At 66.6% G+C, this 19,351-nt stretch carries 21 protein-coding genes; 9 read left to right on the top strand and 12 right to left on the bottom strand.

Annotated features, from left to right (window positions below):
* Window positions 1-24 precede the first annotated feature (24 nt).
* On the bottom strand, window positions 25-159 hold the full coding sequence (gene rpmH / locus EH199_RS04820; RefSeq protein ID WP_018075531.1) for a 50S ribosomal protein L34: 135 nt from the start codon (window positions 157-159) through the stop codon (window positions 25-27).
* Window positions 160-364: 205 nt separating this feature from the next.
* Here rpmH and EH199_RS04815 point away from each other — a divergent pair, with 205 nt between their 5' ends.
* Complete coding sequence (locus EH199_RS04815; protein WP_124808138.1) at window positions 365-1,714, top strand: sensor histidine kinase; 1,350 nt, start codon at window positions 365-367, stop codon at window positions 1,712-1,714.
* A 40-nt stretch (window positions 1,715-1,754) separates the two neighbouring features.
* Here EH199_RS04815 and EH199_RS04810 read toward each other — a convergent pair whose 3' ends face one another.
* From EH199_RS04810 to EH199_RS04800, 3 genes are all read right to left on the bottom strand, one after another.
* Window positions 1,755-4,067 (bottom strand): CDC48 family AAA ATPase, encoded by a 2,313-nt coding sequence (locus tag EH199_RS04810; protein WP_124808137.1) that lies wholly within the window; start codon window positions 4,065-4,067, stop codon window positions 1,755-1,757.
* Between the two features lie 400 nt (window positions 4,068-4,467).
* Complete coding sequence (locus tag EH199_RS04805; RefSeq protein WP_124808136.1) at window positions 4,468-4,983, bottom strand: COG3650 family protein; 516 nt, start codon at window positions 4,981-4,983, stop codon at window positions 4,468-4,470.
* A 71-nt stretch (window positions 4,984-5,054) separates the two neighbouring features.
* Window positions 5,055-5,834, bottom strand: coding sequence for a universal stress protein (locus tag EH199_RS04800; protein ID WP_124808135.1), 780 nt, complete (start codon window positions 5,832-5,834; stop codon window positions 5,055-5,057).
* A gap of 184 nt (window positions 5,835-6,018) precedes the next feature.
* Here EH199_RS04800 and EH199_RS04795 point away from each other — a divergent pair, with 184 nt between their 5' ends.
* Window positions 6,019-6,666, top strand: coding sequence for an HAD-IA family hydrolase (locus tag EH199_RS04795; RefSeq protein ID WP_124808134.1), 648 nt, complete (start codon window positions 6,019-6,021; stop codon window positions 6,664-6,666).
* A gap of 6 nt (window positions 6,667-6,672) precedes the next feature.
* On the opposite strand, the gene EH199_RS04790 is transcribed toward EH199_RS04795, so the two are convergent.
* Window positions 6,673-7,545, bottom strand: a complete 873-nt coding sequence (locus EH199_RS04790; protein ID WP_124808133.1) for a LysR family transcriptional regulator — start codon at window positions 7,543-7,545, stop codon at window positions 6,673-6,675.
* A gap of 91 nt (window positions 7,546-7,636) precedes the next feature.
* Between EH199_RS04790 and EH199_RS04785 the strand changes: the two genes are divergently transcribed.
* The 4 genes from EH199_RS04785 to EH199_RS04770 are packed head-to-tail and all read left to right on the top strand — an operon-like array spanning window position 7,637 to window position 10,240.
* Entirely contained in the window at window positions 7,637-8,347 is a 711-nt protein-coding gene (locus EH199_RS04785; protein ID WP_124808132.1) for a CoA transferase subunit A, read from the top strand.
* Window positions 8,347-8,982, top strand: a complete 636-nt coding sequence (locus tag EH199_RS04780; protein ID WP_124808131.1) for a CoA transferase subunit B — start codon at window positions 8,347-8,349, stop codon at window positions 8,980-8,982. Before EH199_RS04785 ends, EH199_RS04780 begins: the two co-directional genes overlap by 1 nt.
* Before the next feature lie 12 nt (window positions 8,983-8,994).
* Window positions 8,995-9,549: a glutathione peroxidase gene (locus tag EH199_RS04775; RefSeq protein WP_124808130.1), complete on the top strand. Its 555-nt coding sequence runs from the start codon at window positions 8,995-8,997 to the stop codon at window positions 9,547-9,549.
* A 7-nt stretch (window positions 9,550-9,556) separates the two neighbouring features.
* On the top strand, window positions 9,557-10,240 hold the full coding sequence (locus tag EH199_RS04770; RefSeq protein ID WP_124808129.1) for a glutathione S-transferase: 684 nt from the start codon (window positions 9,557-9,559) through the stop codon (window positions 10,238-10,240).
* 3 nt (window positions 10,241-10,243) lie between these two features.
* Here the strand turns inward: EH199_RS04770 and EH199_RS04765 are convergent, their stop codons facing one another.
* On the bottom strand, window positions 10,244-10,660 hold the full coding sequence (locus EH199_RS04765) for a DUF983 domain-containing protein (protein ID WP_124808128.1): 417 nt from the start codon (window positions 10,658-10,660) through the stop codon (window positions 10,244-10,246).
* A gap of 194 nt (window positions 10,661-10,854) precedes the next feature.
* Here EH199_RS04765 and EH199_RS04760 point away from each other — a divergent pair, with 194 nt between their 5' ends.
* On the top strand, window positions 10,855-11,535 hold the full coding sequence (locus tag EH199_RS04760) for a ferritin-like domain-containing protein (protein WP_124808127.1): 681 nt from the start codon (window positions 10,855-10,857) through the stop codon (window positions 11,533-11,535).
* A 9-nt stretch (window positions 11,536-11,544) separates the two neighbouring features.
* On the opposite strand, the gene EH199_RS04755 is transcribed toward EH199_RS04760, so the two are convergent.
* From EH199_RS04755 to EH199_RS04745, 3 genes are read right to left on the bottom strand one after another with little or no spacing between them, the layout of a single operon-like run.
* Window positions 11,545-13,110, bottom strand: a complete 1,566-nt coding sequence (locus EH199_RS04755; protein WP_124808126.1) for an MDR family MFS transporter — start codon at window positions 13,108-13,110, stop codon at window positions 11,545-11,547.
* Complete coding sequence (locus EH199_RS04750) at window positions 13,110-14,207, bottom strand: HlyD family secretion protein (RefSeq protein WP_124808125.1); 1,098 nt, start codon at window positions 14,205-14,207, stop codon at window positions 13,110-13,112. Before EH199_RS04750 ends, EH199_RS04755 begins: the two co-directional genes overlap by 1 nt.
* Window positions 14,200-14,715, bottom strand: a complete 516-nt coding sequence (locus EH199_RS04745) for a MarR family winged helix-turn-helix transcriptional regulator (protein ID WP_168196061.1) — start codon at window positions 14,713-14,715, stop codon at window positions 14,200-14,202. The genes EH199_RS04750 and EH199_RS04745 overlap by 8 nt, the downstream gene beginning before the upstream one ends.
* A gap of 55 nt (window positions 14,716-14,770) precedes the next feature.
* Here EH199_RS04745 and EH199_RS04740 point away from each other — a divergent pair, with 55 nt between their 5' ends.
* A complete protein-coding gene (locus tag EH199_RS04740; protein ID WP_124808124.1) occupies window positions 14,771-15,382 on the top strand; it encodes a lysophospholipid acyltransferase family protein in 612 nt (203 codons plus the stop codon).
* Between the two features lie 9 nt (window positions 15,383-15,391).
* Here EH199_RS04740 and EH199_RS04735 read toward each other — a convergent pair whose 3' ends face one another.
* Window positions 15,392-17,170 carry a bifunctional UDP-sugar hydrolase/5'-nucleotidase gene (locus tag EH199_RS04735; RefSeq protein ID WP_124808123.1) on the bottom strand — a complete coding sequence of 593 codons (1,779 nt, stop codon included), beginning with the start codon at window positions 17,168-17,170 and terminating at the stop codon, window positions 15,392-15,394.
* Window positions 17,171-17,339: 169 nt separating this feature from the next.
* Here EH199_RS04735 and EH199_RS04730 point away from each other — a divergent pair, with 169 nt between their 5' ends.
* Window positions 17,340-17,975, top strand: a complete 636-nt coding sequence (locus EH199_RS04730; protein ID WP_124808122.1) for a TetR/AcrR family transcriptional regulator — start codon at window positions 17,340-17,342, stop codon at window positions 17,973-17,975.
* 3 nt (window positions 17,976-17,978) lie between these two features.
* Here EH199_RS04730 and EH199_RS04725 read toward each other — a convergent pair whose 3' ends face one another.
* On the bottom strand, window positions 17,979-18,326 hold the full coding sequence (locus EH199_RS04725; protein WP_124808121.1) for a DMT family protein: 348 nt from the start codon (window positions 18,324-18,326) through the stop codon (window positions 17,979-17,981).
* Window positions 18,327-18,332: 6 nt separating this feature from the next.
* Window positions 18,333-19,202 carry a 3-hydroxyacyl-CoA dehydrogenase family protein gene (locus tag EH199_RS04720; protein ID WP_124808120.1) on the bottom strand — a complete coding sequence of 290 codons (870 nt, stop codon included), beginning with the start codon at window positions 19,200-19,202 and terminating at the stop codon, window positions 18,333-18,335.
* Window positions 19,203-19,351 lie beyond the last annotated feature (149 nt).

Below are 19,351 nucleotides of genomic sequence, written 5' to 3'. Positions count from 1 at the left end.
CGTCCGCGCAAGTCCGGTCGGCGATCAGGCCGAAAGGTTCTTGCGGCCGCGGGCGCGGCGCGCGCGCAGCACCTTGCGACCACCGACAGTGGCGGTGCGGGCGCGGAAACCGTGACGGCGGGCACGCACGAGGCGGCTGGGCTGGAAAGTGCGCTTCATCGCTAAACTCTTCTCGCTCGAATCTGCAAAAGGACACCGCCGCCGCAAGCGACGGGCCGGAATCAGAGGGCGGCCGATACGCAAGCATGGCCCGCGCGTCAAGCATTCCCGCGCATCATGGCCGCTGACGGCGCCATCCATGGCCCGCCCCATCAGCCGCATGGCCGCTATTGTAGCGCCATCCGCGTTCCGTTAGGCCCTGTCCATGGGTTCAGCGCCAAATCCCCAAACCGCCCCGATCGGCATCACCTCCCCGCCGGGCGGCGGCAGATGGCGCCGCAATGCGCCGCGCACGTCGGTCTTCGCCTTGTTCGGCGTGGTCGCACTGGCGCTTCTGGGCGCTTTCGTCCTGATCTTCGCGACCGTGGAGGCAGAACGGATCCAGCGCAGCCAGGCCGCGCGCACTTCGACCGTTCTGGTCGCCCTCAATGGCGTCGTGGGTGCCACGCTCAACGGAGAAACGGCCCAGCGCGGCTATTTCATCACGTATGACAAGCGCTACCTCGCCCCCTACTGGCGCGGGCAGAAGGCCTACGAGACGGAGATCGCGCGGGTGCGGTCCAGCCTAGGGGCAGAGGCCACGCAACAACAGACGGAACTGGTCGACGAGATCGAGCGGCTGGGCGACGCGAAGTGGGCCGAAATGGGCGCGACGGTGACGCTGGTGGCCAGAGGCGAGATCGCCGCGGCGCATGCCCGCATTCTCAGCGACGAAGGGCAACTCGCCATGGACGGGCTGCGCGAGGCGGTCGGACGCCTGGAGACGGTGGAGCGCGCGAGGCTGGCGGACGCCAGCCACCGCGCCGCGCGCACCGAAGCGCGGATCGTGCCGCTGCTGTCGCTGCTGTTCGCGGTGATCGTCTGCGCGCTGGCGCTGGGTCTGTGGCAGACGGTGCGCATGAGCCGCGCCGAGGCCGCCGCCGCCAATGCCGAAGCGATCGCGGAGGCGCGTGACCGTGCCGACCTGCTCGCCAAGGAACTGAACCATCGCGTCAAGAACCTGTTCGCGGTGATTCTGGCGGTGGTGAAGATGTCGGCGCGGGGCGATACCGCTGCCGCGCCCGCGGTGGACCGGATCAGCAAGCGCATCCATGCCCTCGTCACCGCGCACGACGTGACACAGGGTGGCGACGGCGCGGAGGCCGATTCGCGGGTCGACCTGGCCGACCTGATCGGCAAGACGATCGCGCCCTACCGTTCCTCTGGCGAACGCTGCGTGCTCGATGGTCCGGCCCTGGCCATCGACGGGCGACACGCCATGCCGCTGGGCCTGGTGCTGCACGAAATGGTGACCAATGCGGTCAAGTACGGCGCATGGGCCCGCGCCGGGGGGCTGCTGGAAGTTCGCTGGCAGGATGTGGACGGCCGCGTGCGGCTGGTCTGGCGCGAGGAAAGCGAGAACGCCCCGCCGCCGCCCGAAGGCGGCAAGCCGGAACGCGAAGGCTTTGGATCGATGCTGATGCGCAGCTCGGCCCGCCAGCTCGGTGGCACCATCGAACGCCGCTTCGAGACGGCCGGCATCGTGATCGAGATCGACTTCCCCAGGGTGGGCTGACAGGAACGGCTTCCCCACCCCGGGGAAGCCGTCCTTCCGGTTACCGGTGCTTGGCCTCGCGCGTGGACTGCACCATGCCGGGCGTGATGAAGCCCAGCGGCCCGGGTTCCATCGCGCGCTTCTTCAGTTCGCCTTTCATCCGGGCGTAGTCTTCCTCCATTTCCGGCGTCACCGTGGCGCGCGAATGTTCGAGCGCATCGGCGAAATCGGCGGCGTTGACCGTTTCCACCCCGCCGCCCGCGCGACGAATGGCGTTCAGGCCGGCGCGGCGCACCACGTCTTCCAGATCGGCGCCGGTGAAGCGCTCGGTCTCCGCCGCGATGCGATCGAGATCGACATCGCCGGCCAGCGGCATCGCCTTGGTGTGGATGCGCAGGATGCGCGCCCGCCCCTCGGCGCTGGGCGTGCCGACATAGACCAGCTCGTCGAAACGGCCGGGGCGCAGCAACGCCGGATCGACCAGGTTGGGCCGGTTGGTGGCGCCGATCAGCACCACCGACTGCAATTCCTCCAGACCGTCCATCTCCGCCAGGATGGTATTGACCACGCGCGCCGTCACCTGCGGTTCACCCACCCCGGTGCCGCGCGCGGGAACCAGGCTGTCGATCTCGTCGATGAACACCACGCAGGGCGCCACCTGCCGCGCGCGGGCAAACAGCTTGGCGATCTGCTGTTCGCTTTCGCCGTACCACTTGCTGAGCAGGTCGGAGGATTTGATGGCGATGAAGTTCGCCTCCGCCTCCTTGGCCACCGCCTTGGCCAGCAGCGTCTTGCCGGTACCCGGCGGGCCATAGAGCAGGAAGCCCTTAGCCGGTCGGATGCCCAGGCGGTGGAACGCTTCGGGCGTCTTCAGCGGCAGTTCCACGCCTTCGCGCAGCTTGTCCTGCGCCTCGTCGAGCCCACCGATGTCGCTCCAGCCGATCGTGGGCGCCTGCACCATGACCTCGCGCATCGCGCTCGGCTGCACGCGCTTGAGCGCCTGGACGAAATCGTCGCGCTCCACGCGCAGCGCGTCGAGCACTTCAGGCGGGATCGTCTGCTGGTCGAAATCGAGCCGGGGCATGATCCGGCGCACCGCCTCGATCGCCGCCTCGCGCGCCAGCGCGGCAAGATCGGCGCCGACAAAGCCGTGCGTGGTCCGCGCCAGTTCGCGCAGATCGACATCCTCCGCCAGCGGCATGCCGCGGGTATGGATGCCCAGGATCTCGCGCCGGCCGCTCTCGTCGGGCACGCCGACCACGATCTCACGGTCGAACCGGCCGGGCCGGCGCAGCGCCTCGTCGATCGCGTCGGGCCGGTTGGTCGCGGCGATGACGACGAGGTTGGACCGCGCCTGCAGCCCGTCCATCAGCGTCAGCAACTGCGCGACCAGCCGCTTCTCCGCCTCGCCATGCACTTCGCTGCGCTTGGGCGCGATCGAATCGATCTCGTCGATGAAGATGATCGAGGGCGCGTTCTGGGTCGCCTCCTCGAACACCTCGCGCAGGTGCTTCTCGCTCTCGCCATAGGCCGAGCCCATGATTTCCGGGCCGTTGATGGTGAAGAAGCTGGCGTCGCTTTCGTTGGCGACGGCGCGGGCAAGCCGGGTCTTGCCGGTGCCCGGCGGGCCATGCAGCAGCACGCCCTTCGGCGGATCGACGCCCAGCCGCGTGAACAGTTCGGGATAGCGCAGCGGCAGTTCCACCATCTCGCGCAGCTGGCGGATGGTATCGCCCATGCCGCCCACGTCATCGTAGTTCACGTCGGCGCGGCTGCTGCGCGGTTCCTCGTATTCGGCGCGCAGTTCGACTTCGGTGTTCTCGTCGATGTGGACCACGCCCTTGGGCACGGTCGACACCACGGTGAGGCGGATCTGCGTGAGCGCGAAGGCCGGCGCGTTGAGCATCTGGCGCAGCTGCGGCGGCATGTCGCCCCGGTTGACCTGCTGCTGCCCCGCCGTGGCGACGAGATCCCCGGTCACCAGCGGCCGACCGGCGAAATTGCGCTTGAGCGCGATGGCCGGCCCCTGCAGCCGCAGATCGCGCTGCGCCGGGGCAAAGACCACGCGCTGCGCCGGACGCGTTTCGATCTTGCGCACTTCGACGTGTTCGCCCGAACCGACATCGGCATTGGCACGCTGCAACCCGTCAAGCCGGATCACTTCCAGCCCCTCGTCTTCGGGGTACGGCAGTATTGCCCGCGCGGCCGTGCTGCGCTTGCCGGTGATCTCGATGACGTCGCCTTCGGTCACGCCGAGCTGGCCCATGACCGCGCGGCTGATCCGCGCGATGCCGTGGCCGCTTTCCTCCTGCCGGGCTCCGGCGACCTGAAGCCGCACGACCCTAGTGTCCTCGCGTGTCGCTATATCCGCCATGGCCCCTTTCCGTCCGAAACATTGCCTGATCCAGAGCTAGGAACCGGGCGATGCTTTTTCAAACGTCGAACGGAAGAAACGGTTGCAGGAAAAGCAACCGAAAGCCAGCGCACGCCCAAAGCGCCACCGCCGGGCGTGTCACGAGGACAAGAAAAAGCCCGACCGTTACCGACCGGGCTGAAAAGTTTTGGGAGAGGATGCCTGAAAGGCAGTTTTCGTATGCCTAGCAGACAAAATTGTGCAAGTGCGAAACAGTCAACTGCAATTGCAAAAATTGCAATATAACTGTTTTCCATAAGCTTTCCTGAGCGCTCTCCGTAACTATGCGTAGCAAACGCGTGTCATTTCGGGAGCAAAAAGACCACCGCCCGCCACGATGCTGCAATGCAACCGCAACCGGTCAGCGCCCGCGCGCGCAACCCCGCTCGATGTCCGGCCCGATCTCGCGCGTCACCGCATAAGGGTACACGCGATCGGACATGCCATCGCTGCATGGCCCGGCGGCGATGCGCAGGGTCAGCGGCTTGCCGTCGAGCGTGCCGGCAAATTCGACGAAATCAGGCCCGGCGCGCCGGGCTACGGTGATTTTCGCGCCGGCCGGGAAATCCGGCGTGGAATACGTCAGGACCGTGCCGTCGATGTCCGCCCCCCAGAACGGTTCGGTGCCGGTGGCGCGCAGCCGGGCGGGCAAGGCCAGCGTATCGGCCGCAACAGTCCCGGCATGGCCCGGACCGGAACGGGGTGACTCGACCGCGACAGAGGGCGATGCCACGATGGCGATGGCCGCATCGGTTGCACCGCCCTGGCCGGTATCGTCTTCGGGCTCTGGCGCGGCATTCCGGCACCCTGTAACCAGCGCGCCGGCCAGCCCCGTCAGCACCAATGCCCTGAAGATGCGCCGCACGGACACGATCATGGTTTCCCGACCACTTGCAGAAAGGCCGGAAACCTAGCCGCAATGCCTCGGGCGCGCCAGTCGGCCGGCGATCAATGCGCCAGAAGCAATGGAATCAGCGACCGGTCGAGCAGGGCGCGCGAAACCCCGCCCAGCAACAGTTCGCGCAACCGGCTGTGCCCGAACACCCCCATCACGATGAGTCCGGCGCCCAGATTGCGCGCCGTCTCCTCGATCGTGGCCGCGATCGTCCCCTTGGGCTCCACCGCGTGAACCTCGGCGGTCACGCCATGCCGCGAAAGGTAGCGCGCCGCATCGGCGGCGGGGAAATCCTCCGATTTCTCCCGCACGGTAACGATGTGGACCTGGCTGGCCAGCCGCAGCAGCGGCAACGACGCACGCAGCGCGTTCGCCGCCTCATGGCCGCCATCCCATGCCACGACAGCCGGACCATCGAACACGAGCATCGGCACGCCCTTGGGCAGGGCCAGAACCGGGCTGCGCACGCCGACGGCGATTTCTTCAAGCGCCGGCTCGTCCAGACTGGCCACTATGACATCGGTAAAGCGCGATGCCGCGGCGACGCCTTCCACGCGGCCATTGTCGACGATTTCCACGTCGAAAGGCACGTCCTGCGGCGCGAGGCGCGCCTCGAGATCGGCCGCGCGCCTTTCATCCGCCTCCCGCACCTCGGCGATGGCGGCGGCGGAAAGGGTCGCACCGCCGAACGGTTCCCACACGGCCATCTGGGCAAACGGCGTGGCGATCTGGAACGTGACGTGCCCGTTCACCACACGGGCAAGGGCCAGCGCTGTTTCGACCCGGTCGTCCAGCGTGGACGACGAATCGACGGGGCAAAGAATGGAGCGCATAGGGATCCTCCTTCAGTGTTGCCTTGTGACTCGCAGCATCGGCCCGCCCGCGCCATGATCCAAGTCAAATCGGATCGATGCGGCGCCGCTTGCCGTGCGGCGCGTGCGCGTCCATGGTCCCGCCGCAAACCCCGAGCAGGGGCCCGGAACAGGGGCCCGGGACAGGGTACATGAGGGAGCAGGCATGGCGTTTCGCGCGGTTATCTTCGATTTTGGCGGCGTCATCACGTCCTCCCCTTTCGAGGCGTTCAACAGGCTGGAGACCGAACGCGGGTTGCCGGCGAACCTGGTCCGCAAAATCAACGCGACCAATCCCGACAGCAACGCCTGGGCGCTGTTCGAGCGCTCGGAGATCGATGCGGCCCGCTTTGACGCGCTGTTTGCCGCCGAAGCGCGTGCGCTGGGGCATGATCTGGAAGGCAGCGCGGTGCTGGCGGTGCTGGCGGGCGCGGTCCGCCCGGCAATGGTCGCCGCGCTCGATCGCATCAAGGCGGCCGGCTATCGCCTGGCCTGCATCACCAACAACGTGCCGGCCGGCCACGGCGCCGGCATGGCGCGCAGCGCCGACGGCAACGACGAGCTGGAACGGATCTTCGCCCGGTTCGAACATGTGATCGAAAGCAGCAAGGCCGGCGTGCGCAAGCCCGATCCGCGCATATACCGGATGATGTGCGAGAAGCTGGGCCTGGAACCGGCGGACTGCATCTACCTCGATGACCTGGGCATAAACTGCAAGCCCGCCGCCGCGCTGGGAATGCACGCGATCAAGGTGACGGGCGAGACGCAGGCGCTGGCCGACCTCTCCGCCGCGCTGGGGCTGGACCTGGGCTGATAAGGCTCAGCCTTCGATCCTCAGGGCGCCCGCGCGGCGATAGAGTTCCAGGATCACCGGGTCCTGTTCGGTCGCGCGGATCGCCGCCTCGAAGCGGATCGTCCGGCGCGGGCGCGGCAGCACTTCCACCAGCGTTCCCGCCGCTATTTCGGCGCGCACCATCGTTTCCGGCAGCACCGCCGCGCCGCCTCCGCCCGCCACGATCTCCATCAGCATCCGCACGTTGTTGCAGGTGTTGATCGAAGAAGTCTGCACGCGCTGTTCCGCCAGCGTGGCCATGGCCACCGCGTGGAGCGGCGAATGCGCGGGGACCGACCATACCGGCAGCGGCCGCGCAAACCCGCCCTGGGCGACCGTCCCCGGACTCGCCAGCCAGACCAGCCCGACCGACCCGATCCCGCAGGTCCGGATGCCGGGATTTTCCACCGGCCCGGCCAGGAAGGCAATGTCGGTGGTGCCGGCCAGCACCTGCTGCAGCATCCGCGCGGTCAGGTCGATCTCGATCTCCAGCGTCACGCCGGGCAGGTCGCGCTCGATCTGCTGAACGAAGCCGGGCAGACAGCTGGCCGCCGCGATCTCCCCCGCGCCGATCCGCACCACGCCGCTGGCCCCGGCAAAGTCGCTGGCCTTGAGCAACGCGCGTTCGAAGCCCGCCCACAGCGGCTCGCAATCGCGCACCAGTTCGCGCCCGCGCGCGGTCAGCACCATGCGCCGGCCTTCGCGCTGGAAGATTGCGATGCCGAGCTGATCCTCCAGCTCGCGCACCCGCGCGCTGATCGCCGGCTGCGTGGTGTTGAGCCGCTCCGCCGCCGCGCGGAACGTGCCCAGCCGCGCGATCCACAACAGGGTTTCCAGATGGTAGATGGCGATGCGTTTCATAGCCATTGTTTATCATAAAGCATAAAAAAGTATCGCTATTTACAATTGATCTTTGCCGTTAGGATCGCGCGCGGAAAAGGGAGAGACCCGGATGTCCAAGAAGCTCTATCCCGATGCGGCAGCGGCGCTCGACGGCCTGTTGCGCGACGGCCTGCTCATCACCTGCGGTGGCTTCGGCCTGTGCGGCGTGCCCGAACGCCTGCTCGACGCGGTGCGCGATTCGGGCGTGAAGGACCTGACCTTCGCCAGCAACAACGCCGGCATCGACAACGAAGGCATCGGCAAGCTGCTGCGCACGCGGCAGGTGAAGAAGATGATCTCGTCCTACGTCGGCGAGAACAAGGAATTCGAGCGCCAGTACCTTTCGGGCGAGCTGGAAGTGGAATTCTGCCCGCAGGGCACGCTGGCCGAGCGGATGCGCGCCGGCGGCGCGGGCATTCCGGGCTTCTACACCAAGACCGGCGTCGGCACGCTGGTGGCCGAAGGCAAGGAAGTGAAGGTCTTCAACGGCGAGGAATATATCCTCGAACAGGGCATCTTCGCCGATCTGGCGCTGGTGAAGGCGTGGAAGGCCGACGAGAGCGGCAACGTGGTGTTCCGCAAGACCGCGCGCAATTTCAACGTGCCCGCCGCCACCGCCGGCAAGGTCTGCGTGGTGGAAGTGGAGGAAGTGGTGCCCACCGGCAGCCTCGATCCCGACGCGATCCACCTGCCGGGCGTTTACGTCCAGCGCATGATCGTGGGCGCGCCCTACGACAAGAAGATCGAATTCCGCACCGTGCGTGCAAGGGAGACCGCGTAATGGCTTGGACCCGCGACGAAATGGCCGCCCGCGCGGCCAAGGAACTGCAGGACGGGTTCTACGTGAACCTGGGCATCGGCATCCCGACGCTGGTGGCGAACCACATTCCGGCCGGCATGGAAGTGACGCTCCAGTCCGAGAACGGGATGCTGGGCATCGGCCCCTTCCCCTATGAGGACGAAGTGGACGCCGACCTGATCAACGCAGGCAAGCAGACGATCAGCGAACTGCCGCAGTCCGCCTATTTCGACAGCGCGCAAAGCTTCGCCATGATCCGGGGCGGGCATATCGACCTGACCGTGCTGGGCGCGATGGAAGTGGCCGAAAACGGCGATATCGCCAACTGGATGGTGCCCGGCAAGATGATCAAGGGCATGGGCGGCGCGATGGATCTCGTCGCCGGCGTGAAGAAGATCATCGTCGTCATGGAACATTGCGCCAAGGACGGCAGCCCCAAGTTCATCCCGGCCTGCACGCTGCCGCTGACCGGCCGCAACGTGGTGGACATGGTCGTGACCGACCTGGCCGTGTTCCAGCGCCCGGACCACGCGTCGCCGTTCCGCCTGATCGAGCTTGCGCCCGGCGTGACGGCGGACGACGTTCGTGCCAAGACGACGGCGCACTATATCGACTAGGGGACGAATACCATGAGCGCCGAACTCGCCGCGATCCCGCTGACCCGCATCGACGGCCAGCCCGATACCCTGGCCAACCATGCCGGCAACGTCCTGCTGGTGGTGAACGTCGCGTCGAAGTGCGGGCTGACCCCGCAGTACGAGGCGCTGGAGGCGCTCTACGAGTCCCGCCGGGATGCGGGTTTCGAGGTGCTGGGATTTCCGGCCAACGATTTCGGCGCGCAGGAGCCCGGCACGCACGAGGAAATCGCCGCGTTCTGTTCGCTGAACTATGGCGTGACCTTCCCGCTTTTTGCCAAGGCGGACGTGACGGGACCGGGCAAGCAGCCGCTCTATGCCGCGCTGACGCAGGCGCAGCCCGCCAAGACCGGCCCGGCCGCCGAATTCCGCGAACGGCTGAAGGGCTATGGCATGACGCCGACCGAGGACCCGGAAGTGCTGTGGAACTTCGAGAAGTTCGTGATCGCGCGCGACGGGAGCGTGGTTGCCCGCTTTGCCCCGGCGGTGACGCCCGACGATCCGGCCCTGACAGCGGTGATCGAGGCGGAACTGGCCAAGCCCGCCTGAGGTTCGCATGTCCTACACGCTGATAACCGCCAACCGGAACTATTCCAGCTGGTCGCTGCGGCCCTGGCTATTGATGAAGGCGCTCGGCATTCCCTTCGCGGAACGGTTCGAGCCCTTCACCAAACCCAGCAATTACGACGAGTTCCGGGCCTTTTCGCCGACGGGCCAGGTGCCGGTATTGATCGACGGCGAACGCACGGTGTGGGATTCGCTGGGCATCGCGCTGTACCTGGCGGACCGCCACCCCGGCGTGTGGCCGGCGGATGAGGTGGCGCGCGCCTTTGCCCAGTGCATCGTCGCGGAAATGCACGGCGGCTTCAGCGCGCTGCGCAACGATTGCACGATGAACGTGGGCGTGCGGGTAAAGCCGCGCCCGATGTCGGCGGCGCTGCTGCGCGACGTGGCGCGGGTGGCCGAGATCTTCACGCAGGGGCTCGACCGCTTCGGCGGCCCGTGGCTGGTGGGCGAGGCTTTCAGTGCGGCGGACGCCTTCTTCGCGCCGGTCGCCTTCCGCGTGCGGACCTATGGCCTTGACGTCGGCCGAGGGCAGGCCTGGGTCGATCAGGTGCTGGCGCATCCCGCCATGCGGGACTGGGAACAGCAGGCGCTGGCCGAAACCTGGCGCGAGGCGGGCCATGAAGCGGAGCTCGCTGCCGCCGGCGAGATCATCGCCGACTACCGCAAGGCCTGAGGTCTATTCGCCGCGTTCCTCGCGCTCGCGCGCGTTGAGCTTTGCCCACAGGCCCTCGGTGCCCGCTTCCACCGCCTTGTTCACGTATTGGGAGGCGGCCAGCCAGCCCTTGAACGGGCGCAACGTGGCGAGGCAGCCGATGGCGAGGACCGGCACCGAGGTCAGCACGTGGACCCACCACGGCGGATCGTAGGCGACCTGCACCCACACGACCAGGAACGTCAACGGAAACGCGGTGATGCACAACGCGAAGAAGGCCGGACCATCGTCCGTGTTGGCGAAGCTGTAATCCAGCCCGCAGCTTTCGCAGCGGTCCGCCAGCTTCAGCCAGCCCTTGAACATGTGCCCCTTGCCGCAGCGGGGGCAACGCCCTTCCCAGCCGGATTTGAGAATCCAGCGAAACTTGTCGTTTTCGGCCATCGTCCGTGCTTCCTGCCTCGTTTATCTTATTGTTTATCTTGTTCGGCGCGACATCCGCGTCGCGCGGTCGGCACGGTTGGACCATGCTTCGGCCACATCGCATATAGAGCCCTTCAAGAGCGACGTAAGCCCCTGGGACAATCTGTCCTATCGGCAACTGGTGGAACCGGCTGCTCCGTGCGACATTGGTCTGCATGATCCCCGCCATCACCCACGCCATCACCCACGCTTTTCGTGCGCGCTTCCTCGACGTGCTGGCCTCGATCTACCTCTACAACGAACATCGCGGCTACACCGCGCTCGACCGGGTGCTGGAAGCGGTGCGCGTGCAATGCCCGGACGATCCGGGATTCATTGACGCGATAGAGAAACACCGCGCGGACGAACGCAAACACTACATCATGTTCCGGCGCTGGTTCGATTTGCAGGGCCGCATGCCGCTGGCGGTCGGTCGGTCGTGCGGCCACATCGACCGGTTCATCGAACGCGTGTTCGGCTGCCCGATCGACGCGCTCGACACCGCCATGATTGCGGCCGACCGGCGCGCCTTCGCGCAGCTCTGCCGGGTGATCATGCTGACCGAACAGCGCGGGATGCGCCAGGTGGAGGTGCTGCTGCGCAACCGCCAGGTCCTTTCCGACCGCGCAATGACGCGGATCTTTCGCGTGGTCGAAAAGGACGAACCGGACCACTGGATACCCTATCGCGACTGGCTGGCGCGCCATGGCGGCACGGCCACGCGCTGGCGCGAGCGCTGGACGGACTATGCGATCCACAAGTCGCTGATGCTGGTCAAGCTGCCGCTGTTGTTCGTGCGGCGGAGCACGCCCCGGCTGACGCGCTGGCCCGATGCCGACGAACGGTCCGGCGCGTAACGCCGTGGCTCAATGCCCCATGTCGGCGTCGGGCGGCGGCGCGCCGGGGGCCGGCTTACCCGCGCGCAGGAAGAACAGCACCGGGATCGCCGCCCAGCACGCGATGGCCATCATCAGGAAATCGTTGAGATAGCTGATCATCGCCGCCTGCTGGTTGACCAGCCCGTCGGCCACGCCCAGCGCGGCATCGCCGACCGGCCCGAACGTATCCAGGCGGTTGATGTCGAACGGCACGCTCATCGCGGTCAGCCGCGCGCCCAGCTCCGCGTGGTTGATCTGGATGTTGCGCGCCAGCAGCACCGTGCAGACCGCGATCCCGATTGACGATCCGATGTTGCGGAACAGGTTGGTCATCCCCGCGGCATCCGCGCGCAACTGCGGCGGCAGCGTGGCGAAAGCAATCAGGTTCATCGGAATGAACGTGAAGCTGAGGCCCAGCCCCTGCAACATCCCCGTCAGGAAGATCGGCCGCATCGGCATGTTCGGCGTCCATCCCGCCATCAGCCACAGCGACCAGCCCGCCAGGAACAGCCCGATGGCCAGCGAAATGCGCGGATCGAACCGGTTGATGAAGCGGCCAAACAGGGTGATCGACAGCAGCATGCCCAGGCCGCGCGGCGCCAGCAGCCAGCCCGCGTCGATCGCGGGAAAGCCGTAGATGCCCTGCAACAGGCCCGGCAACAGCGCCAGCACCGCCATCATCACCATGCCGACCAGGAAGTAGAGCCCCAGACTGGCGACGTAGTTTCCATCGCGGAACAGCGCGGTCGGGAACAGCGGATGGTCCGCTGTCACCAGGTGGACGATCGCCATCCAGAAGGCCACCGCAGCGATCACGGCATAGGCCACGATCTCGCCCGATCCGAACCAGTCCTTCTGCGCGCCGCGATCCAGCATCAGTTGCAGCGTCGAGACTGCCAGCGCGATCAGGACCCAGCCGAACACGTCGAAACGCCGTTCCCGGCGCGGCGTCTGCGGCAGCAGAGCCAGCAGCGCGATCACCGCGCAGATGCCGATCGGCACGTTGATGAAGAACACCCAGCGCCAGCTCACGTTCTCGGTGATGTAGCCCCCCAGCACCGGACCGGCGATCGGCCCCAGCATCACGCCTTGGGTGAAGATGCCCATCATGCGCGGCCGTTCCGCCGGCGTGCTGGTATCGAGCATGATCGTTTGCGCCAGCGGCGACAGGAACGCGCCGCCCAGCCCTTGCAGCACCCGGAAGAACACGATCTGTTCCAGGCTCTGCGCCAGCCCGCACAGTATCGAAGCCGCCGTGAACATCACCACCGAGGAAATGAACACCCGGCGGATGCCGATCGTGTCGACCAGCCATCCGGCCAGCGGCAGCGTGACGGCGGAGGCCAGCACGTAGCTGGTCAGTACCCAGCTGATCGTTTCCTGCGTCGCCGAAAGCGAGGCCTGCATGTGCGGCAGCGCGACGTTGGCGATCGTGGTGTCGAGCATCTGCATGACCATCGCGGCCATGACCGCGAACAGCAGCGGCCCGCGATGCTTGACTACCAGCGGTGGCAGCTCCTCCCGCCGGGGTCCGGACGGCGCCGCCGCTGCCATCAGCGTTTGCCGACGTTGACCGACACCACCGCGCTCAATCCGGCGATGAGCGGCCGGGGCGATCTTTCATCGATGGCGATGCGCACCGGCACGCGCTGGATCACCTTGACCCAGTTGCCGGTGGCGTTCTGCGCGGGCAGGACCGAGAACTCCGATCCGGTGCCCGCGCCGATGCTGTCGACATGGCCCTTCAGCCGCAGCTTGGGATAGGCATCCAGCCGGATTTCCGCCGGCTGCCCCGGCCGCATGCGGTCGAGGTCGGTTTCCTTGAAATTGGCCTCCACCCGCGCGCCGTCGGCCCGCACCAGGCTGAGCATCGGCACACCGGGGAACACCATCTGCCCGATCTGCAAGCGCGAAACCTGCGTGATCCGGCCATCGGCAGGCGCGCGGACCACCGTGCGCCGCAGATCGAGCGCGGCCTTGGCGTGCGATGCCTGGGCGGCGGCGATCGCCGGGTTCACGCCCGGCACCTGCGCGCCATCCGCCAGTTGCGCGCGCGCCTTAGCCACTTCGGCCTCGATCGCGACCAGCTTGTCCCGCGCGGTGGCAACCGCGTGCTCCGCCGCGTCCATGTTGGCGCGCGTGTTGAAGCCCCGGTCCATCAGCGCCCTGGCGCGATTGTAGTTCGCCTGCGCCAGCGCAAGGTCATCGCGCGCCGCGCCCAGATCGGCGGCGTTGGCGCCGACGTCCGCCTGCAGCGCGGTAACGTGCGCCTGTGCCGTGGCGATCTGCGCATCGGCCTGCCGGATCGCGACCTCGTAGGGCGAGGTATCGATGGTGAAAAGGACATCGCCCGCCTTCACGTCCTGGTTGTCGCGGACCCGGACCGAGGTAATGAGTCCGGTCACCTCCCCGGCGATCGAAACGACGTCCTGTTTGACGTAGGCATTGTCGGTTTCGAGCGAACCGGCGTTGCCGAACCAGTACCACAGGCCACCGGCGACGATCAGCGCCGGCACCACGGTCAACAGCACGATCCGCACCCGCTTGAGCCGGGTCCGCGCGGTATGGCGGGCGGCGGAAGCCATTGCTTCCTGCCGCGATTCTACGTCGCTTTCGCCGGGCTTGCCCGGAAAGGGATCGGCTTCAGCCATGGCTCACCCTTGCAGCCGGGGCGCTATCCTCCGCAAGGTTGGCCCGAACACGTTCGAGCAAGCGCACCAGCATGTCCTGTTCATCCTGCGAAAAGCCCGTCAGCGCTTCGGCGAACACGCCTTGCGCGAACAGGGCCAGGTCATCGAGCAACGGCGCGGCTGCATCGGTCAGGAACAAGCGCCAGGCGCGGCGGTCTGCCGGATCGGGCCGGCGCTCCACCAGCCCCGCCTTTTCCAGCCGGTCGATCATCCGTCCGGCCGTGATCGCCTCCACCTCCAGCCACTGCGCCAGGGCGCCCTGGTTGATTCCGGGCGTGCGCTTCAGCGCGGCGAGCACGCGCCATTGCGGCCCCGTTACGCCCAGATCACGGCTGACAACGTCGAAACGCTTGCGGAAGAGACGCCCGACATCGGTGGAGAGGAAGGCAATGTTATTTTGCACGCCATGCCGATAATAGCCATGCTCATTATCGTCAAGCAGCGGACCGTCCCTGCGCGTCGACCGCATCTTTCTTCGACACGCCCCCTTTCCCGCGATAGAAAACCGCATCGGGGGAGAGGACATGCCAGACAACAGGGTGCGGGACCGGCGGCCGGGCCGCCTTTCACGGATCGTGCGGCGCGTGCTGCTGTGGTTCTATCGCCGCCAGGGCTGGAAGGCCGTGGGCACTCCGCCCGCCAGCCGGCGTTGCGTGATCATCGCGGCGCCGCACACGTCTAACTGGGATTTCGTCTATTTTCTGGGCCTTGTCGACGCCCTGGGCATCCGGGCGCATTTCATGGGCAAACGCAGCCTGTTCCGCTGGCCGCTGGGCGGCTTCATGCGCGACATGGGCGGCGTGGCCATCGACCGGTCATCCCGCAACAACATGGTCCAGGCGATGATCGACGAATTCGCCGTACGTGACGAATTCATGCTGACGATCGCCCCCGAGGGCACGCGCGGCGCGGTGCGGCAATGGCGCACGGGCTTCTATCACATCGCGCTGGGCGCGGGTGTTCCGCTGGTGTGCGGCCTGATGGACTATGGCACCAAGACCGGCGGGCTGGGTCCGGAGATCTGGCCCACCGGCGATTACCGCGCCGACATGGAGAAGGTGGCGGCCTTCTACCGCAGCGTCACGCCGCGCCACCCCGCAAAGGGGCTGACCGATTTCGGCAACCTGGACGACTGACGCCGCCGGTCAGCGCCCGACCGGCGCCGCGCGGACTTCCGCCGGCACCGTGCGCAAGGGCACCGCTTTCACCCAGCTCTCCAGCGCCTCCATGTCCGTGGGACCGGTCACCGCATCGGGCTTGCCGACGAAGCCCGAGAAGGTGTCGCCACCCAACGCCAGGAAGCCGTTCACGGTAACGCGATAGCGGGCCTTCAGGTCCAGCGGCTTGCCGTTGAACGTCATCGCCACGATGCGATCGCCGATCGGCCGGCTGCGGTCGAAGCGGAAGCTAAACCCGGCCGAGGGCGAGAGCACCTGCTCCGGGCCGTTGCTGTCGAAGCCCTGTTCCAGCGTCGCCTTGATCTCCGCGCCGGTCATCGTCTCGGTAACCACCTCGTTGCCGAACGGCTGCGTCTGATAGAGATCGCCGAACGTGACCATGCCATCGGCCGCCGGGACGATCGGCGCGCGCAGGCCGAACGGGTTCATGAAGGCGATCTGCGCACCGGCGGATCGCGTGGCGGCGAGCTGGGCGTCGGCGATCAGGTTGCCCAGCGTGCCACCGAACGCGCTTTCGGCGCCGTCGCCGCGCGTCGCCGGGCCGGAGAGCTTGCCGATCGGGCGCGTGGTGAAAGCCTTGGACGCATCGACGTAGCGCTTCACGTATTCGAGAATGTCGGCCCGCGGCTGGAACTGCGGATAGAGCGTGGTATTTTCGCGCAAGCCGGTGGCCGAGGTATAGGGGATCGACTGCACGATGACGTTGTGCGCCTTCTTCGACACGACCTGGTGCCGCACCGGATCGATCTCCAGCGTAATGTCGGTCACTTCCTTGCCATAGACGCCCGCGCTGGTGAGCAGGATCGGTTTGGCCGGGTTGATCTTGCCGTAATCGCACACGTATTCCCAATGGGTGTGCCCGGAAACGACGAGGTCGACGCGGGTGTCCAGCCGGTCGAGGATCGGCTTGATATCGCCCACCAGATCATTGCAGCCATTGGGATCGGGCGTGCCCTTGGTCTTGCCGCCTTCGTGGATCAGCACAACGATGGCGTCCGCCCCCTGCGCCTTGAGCTGCGGAACCGCCGCGTTGATCGTGTCCGCCTCGTCGGCGAACGTGTAACCCCTGATGCCTTCAGGGCTGACCAGATCGACCGTGCCCTTCAACGTCAGGCCGATCACGCCGATCGTCACCTTGCGGCTGCCTTCGCCGAAGCTCTTGATGCCCGTGGCGGGAAACAGCGTCTTGCCGCTGGCATCCTTCGTGCTTGCCGCGAGATAGCGGAATGTGGCGCCGGTGAATGGTTCGAGCTGGCAGGGCTGCTTGGCCGTGAACTTCTCGCAGCCCCCGTCCTGCATCCGCCGCAGTTCGCGGGTGCCGCGATCGAATTCGTGGTTGCCCACCGCGTTGAAATCGACGCCGATGCGGTTCATCACGCCGATCGTCGGCTCGTCGAGATAGAGCGAGGAGGCTAGTTGCGAGGCCGAGATCATGTCGCCGGCCGAAACCGTCAGATGGTTCGGATATTTCGAGCGGATCGATTCCAGAGCCGAGGCGAACCACGCCGCGCCGCCAGCGGGAACCTGCATCGTTCCGCCCTTGCCGTCTGGCGCCAGCACGGACTGGCGCGGCGGTTCGAGGCTGCCGTGGAAATCGTTGAACGCGATGATGCCCACTTCGACCGGGCCGGCTTCGGTCACGGCGGGGCTGCCCGCGCCCGGACCGGTCGAAGCGATCGGACCGGCACAGGCGGAAAGCAATACGGAAACGGTCAGTGCGACCGCACCGCGCAGAACATACGTCATGGGACCCGAACCTGATTGTCTCTGTTGAAACGATGCAGCGCCTTAGCCGATCGCGATGACGCGATGAAGGCATTCCGCAATGCGGAGCGATTCGTTTTTGCGCGCAATTGAAACCGGTGGGGCGCGTCCCTAGAATCGGATAAAGACACGCCGGGAGGAATCCAAAGCGATGGCCAGTGCCTCAGGAAACGCCGACGACCAGCGCGAACGCCTTGTCACCCTTGCCCGCGCCATCATCGAGGAGCGCGGCGGATCGGGGCTGACCATGCACGAACTGGCCGCGCGCGCCGGAATATCCCCCGCCGTGCTGGGCCGCTACTTCGATGGCAAGGACGCGCTGATGGAGGCGGTGGCCGAATTCTGGTTCCGCCCCAAGGTCGCCATCATGGAAGAGGTGCTTGCCAGCGATCTTCCGCCCCGACGCAAGATGTACGAATTCTTCGCGCGGCGCTTCATCTCGATGCGCAAGGGGTATGATGCCGATCCCACCGCCTTCCGCATGTATGTGGAGATCGGCGAGGAACACTTCGAGCAAGTGCGCAGCTATGTCGATCTGGCCGATCACTATCTGGGCGTGATCATCGGAGAGGCGATGGGCGAAGGCTTTTTCCCCGGACTGGGCGTGGACGAAACCATCAGCCTGGTGAACCAGATGGTCGCGCCCTATTGCTCGATCCCCACCATGATCATGCTGATGGAGCGGCTGAGCGAGGAAAAGCTCGCGCGGATCATCGATGCGGTGTTCGATGGCCTTTCCGCGCAGGACCGGGGCGCCAAAGGGCTGACCGGGCTGCGCGCCGCCTGACGGCTACTTCCCGACGAACAGGAAGCCAACCGCCCCCATCAGGCAGGCGAAGGCGGCGAAATGGCGCCAGTGCAGCGGTTCGCCCAGCACGAACACCATGAACAGGCCGAACACCACCAGCGCGATCGCTTCCTGCACCACCTTGAGCTGCCCCGCGCTCCAGCCATGGGCATAGCCGATGCGGTTGGCCGGCACGGCAAGCGAATATTCGACCAGCGCCAGACCCCACGAAATCGCGATCACCATCACCACCGGCCGCGCTTCCGCCACCTGCGGCCCGCCGCGCAGATGCCAGTACCACGCCGTCGTCATGAACAGGTTGGACAGCGACAGCAGCAGGATCGTCTGCATCGGGGGTCAGCGCGTCGGCACGGGCTCGGCACCCGCATAGTCGTAGAACCCGCGCCCGGTCTTGCGGCCGAGCCAGCCGGCTTCGACGTATTTCACCAGCAGCGGGGCGGGGCGGTACTTGGGATCGCCGGTCGAATGGAACAGCACGCGGCAGATTTCCAGGCAGGTATCGAGGCCAATGAAATCCGCCAGTTGCAGCGGCCCCATCGGGTGATTCAGCCCCAGCCGGCAACCCTTGTCGATATCCGCGACCGAGGCAGTGCCCGCGCCCAGCACGAACGCCGCCTCGTTCAGCATCGGCACCAGGATGCGGTTGACGACGAAGCCCGCCTCGTCCTCCGACTGCACCACCTGCTTGCCCAGCGTTTCGGCGAAGGCGCGCATCCGCGTCACCGTATCGGCGGACGTCGCCAGCCCCGGAATCACCTCGATCAACTGCATGACCGGCACCGGGTTGAAGAAGTGCAGACCAACGAAGCGCGCCGGATCAGGCGACGCGGCGGCCATGCGCGTGATCGGGATCGAGCTGGTGTTGCTCGCCATGATAGCGTTCGCGGCGAGCACCTTGCCGGCGCTTTCGAAAATGCGGCGCTTGATCTCCTCGCGCTCGGTCGCGGCCTCAATGATCAGTTCCGCATCGGCCATGGGGGCATAATCCGCCACCGGCGTGATCAGGGCGACGGCGGCGTCCGCGGCGGCGGCGGTGATCTTTTCCTTTTCCACCAGCCGGGCCAACGCCTTGGCGATACGGTCCTTCGCCTTTTCGGCGAGCGCGAGGTCCACGTCCGACAACAGCACCGGAATGCCGGCCTGCGCGACCACCTGGGTAATGCCGGAGCCCATCTGCCCCGCACCGATCACCGCGACTTTTTGCATGGCTGCCTTCTCCATAGCCGATAGGAAGCGCCCTAGGGACAGGACCCGCTACTGGCGCGGTCGAGGCGTCCAAATGGCGAACATATCGGGCCGGAAGGCGCGCGGCTAAGACTGGACGTCTTTGCAAGCGCCTTTCGGTTCGAGATGGA

Origin of the sequence: Novosphingobium sp. LASN5T, from assembly GCF_003856955.1 — a bacterium.
GTDB lineage: Bacteria > Pseudomonadota > Alphaproteobacteria > Sphingomonadales > Sphingomonadaceae > Novosphingobium.
This window is presented reverse-complemented; position numbering and strand designations above follow the sequence as displayed.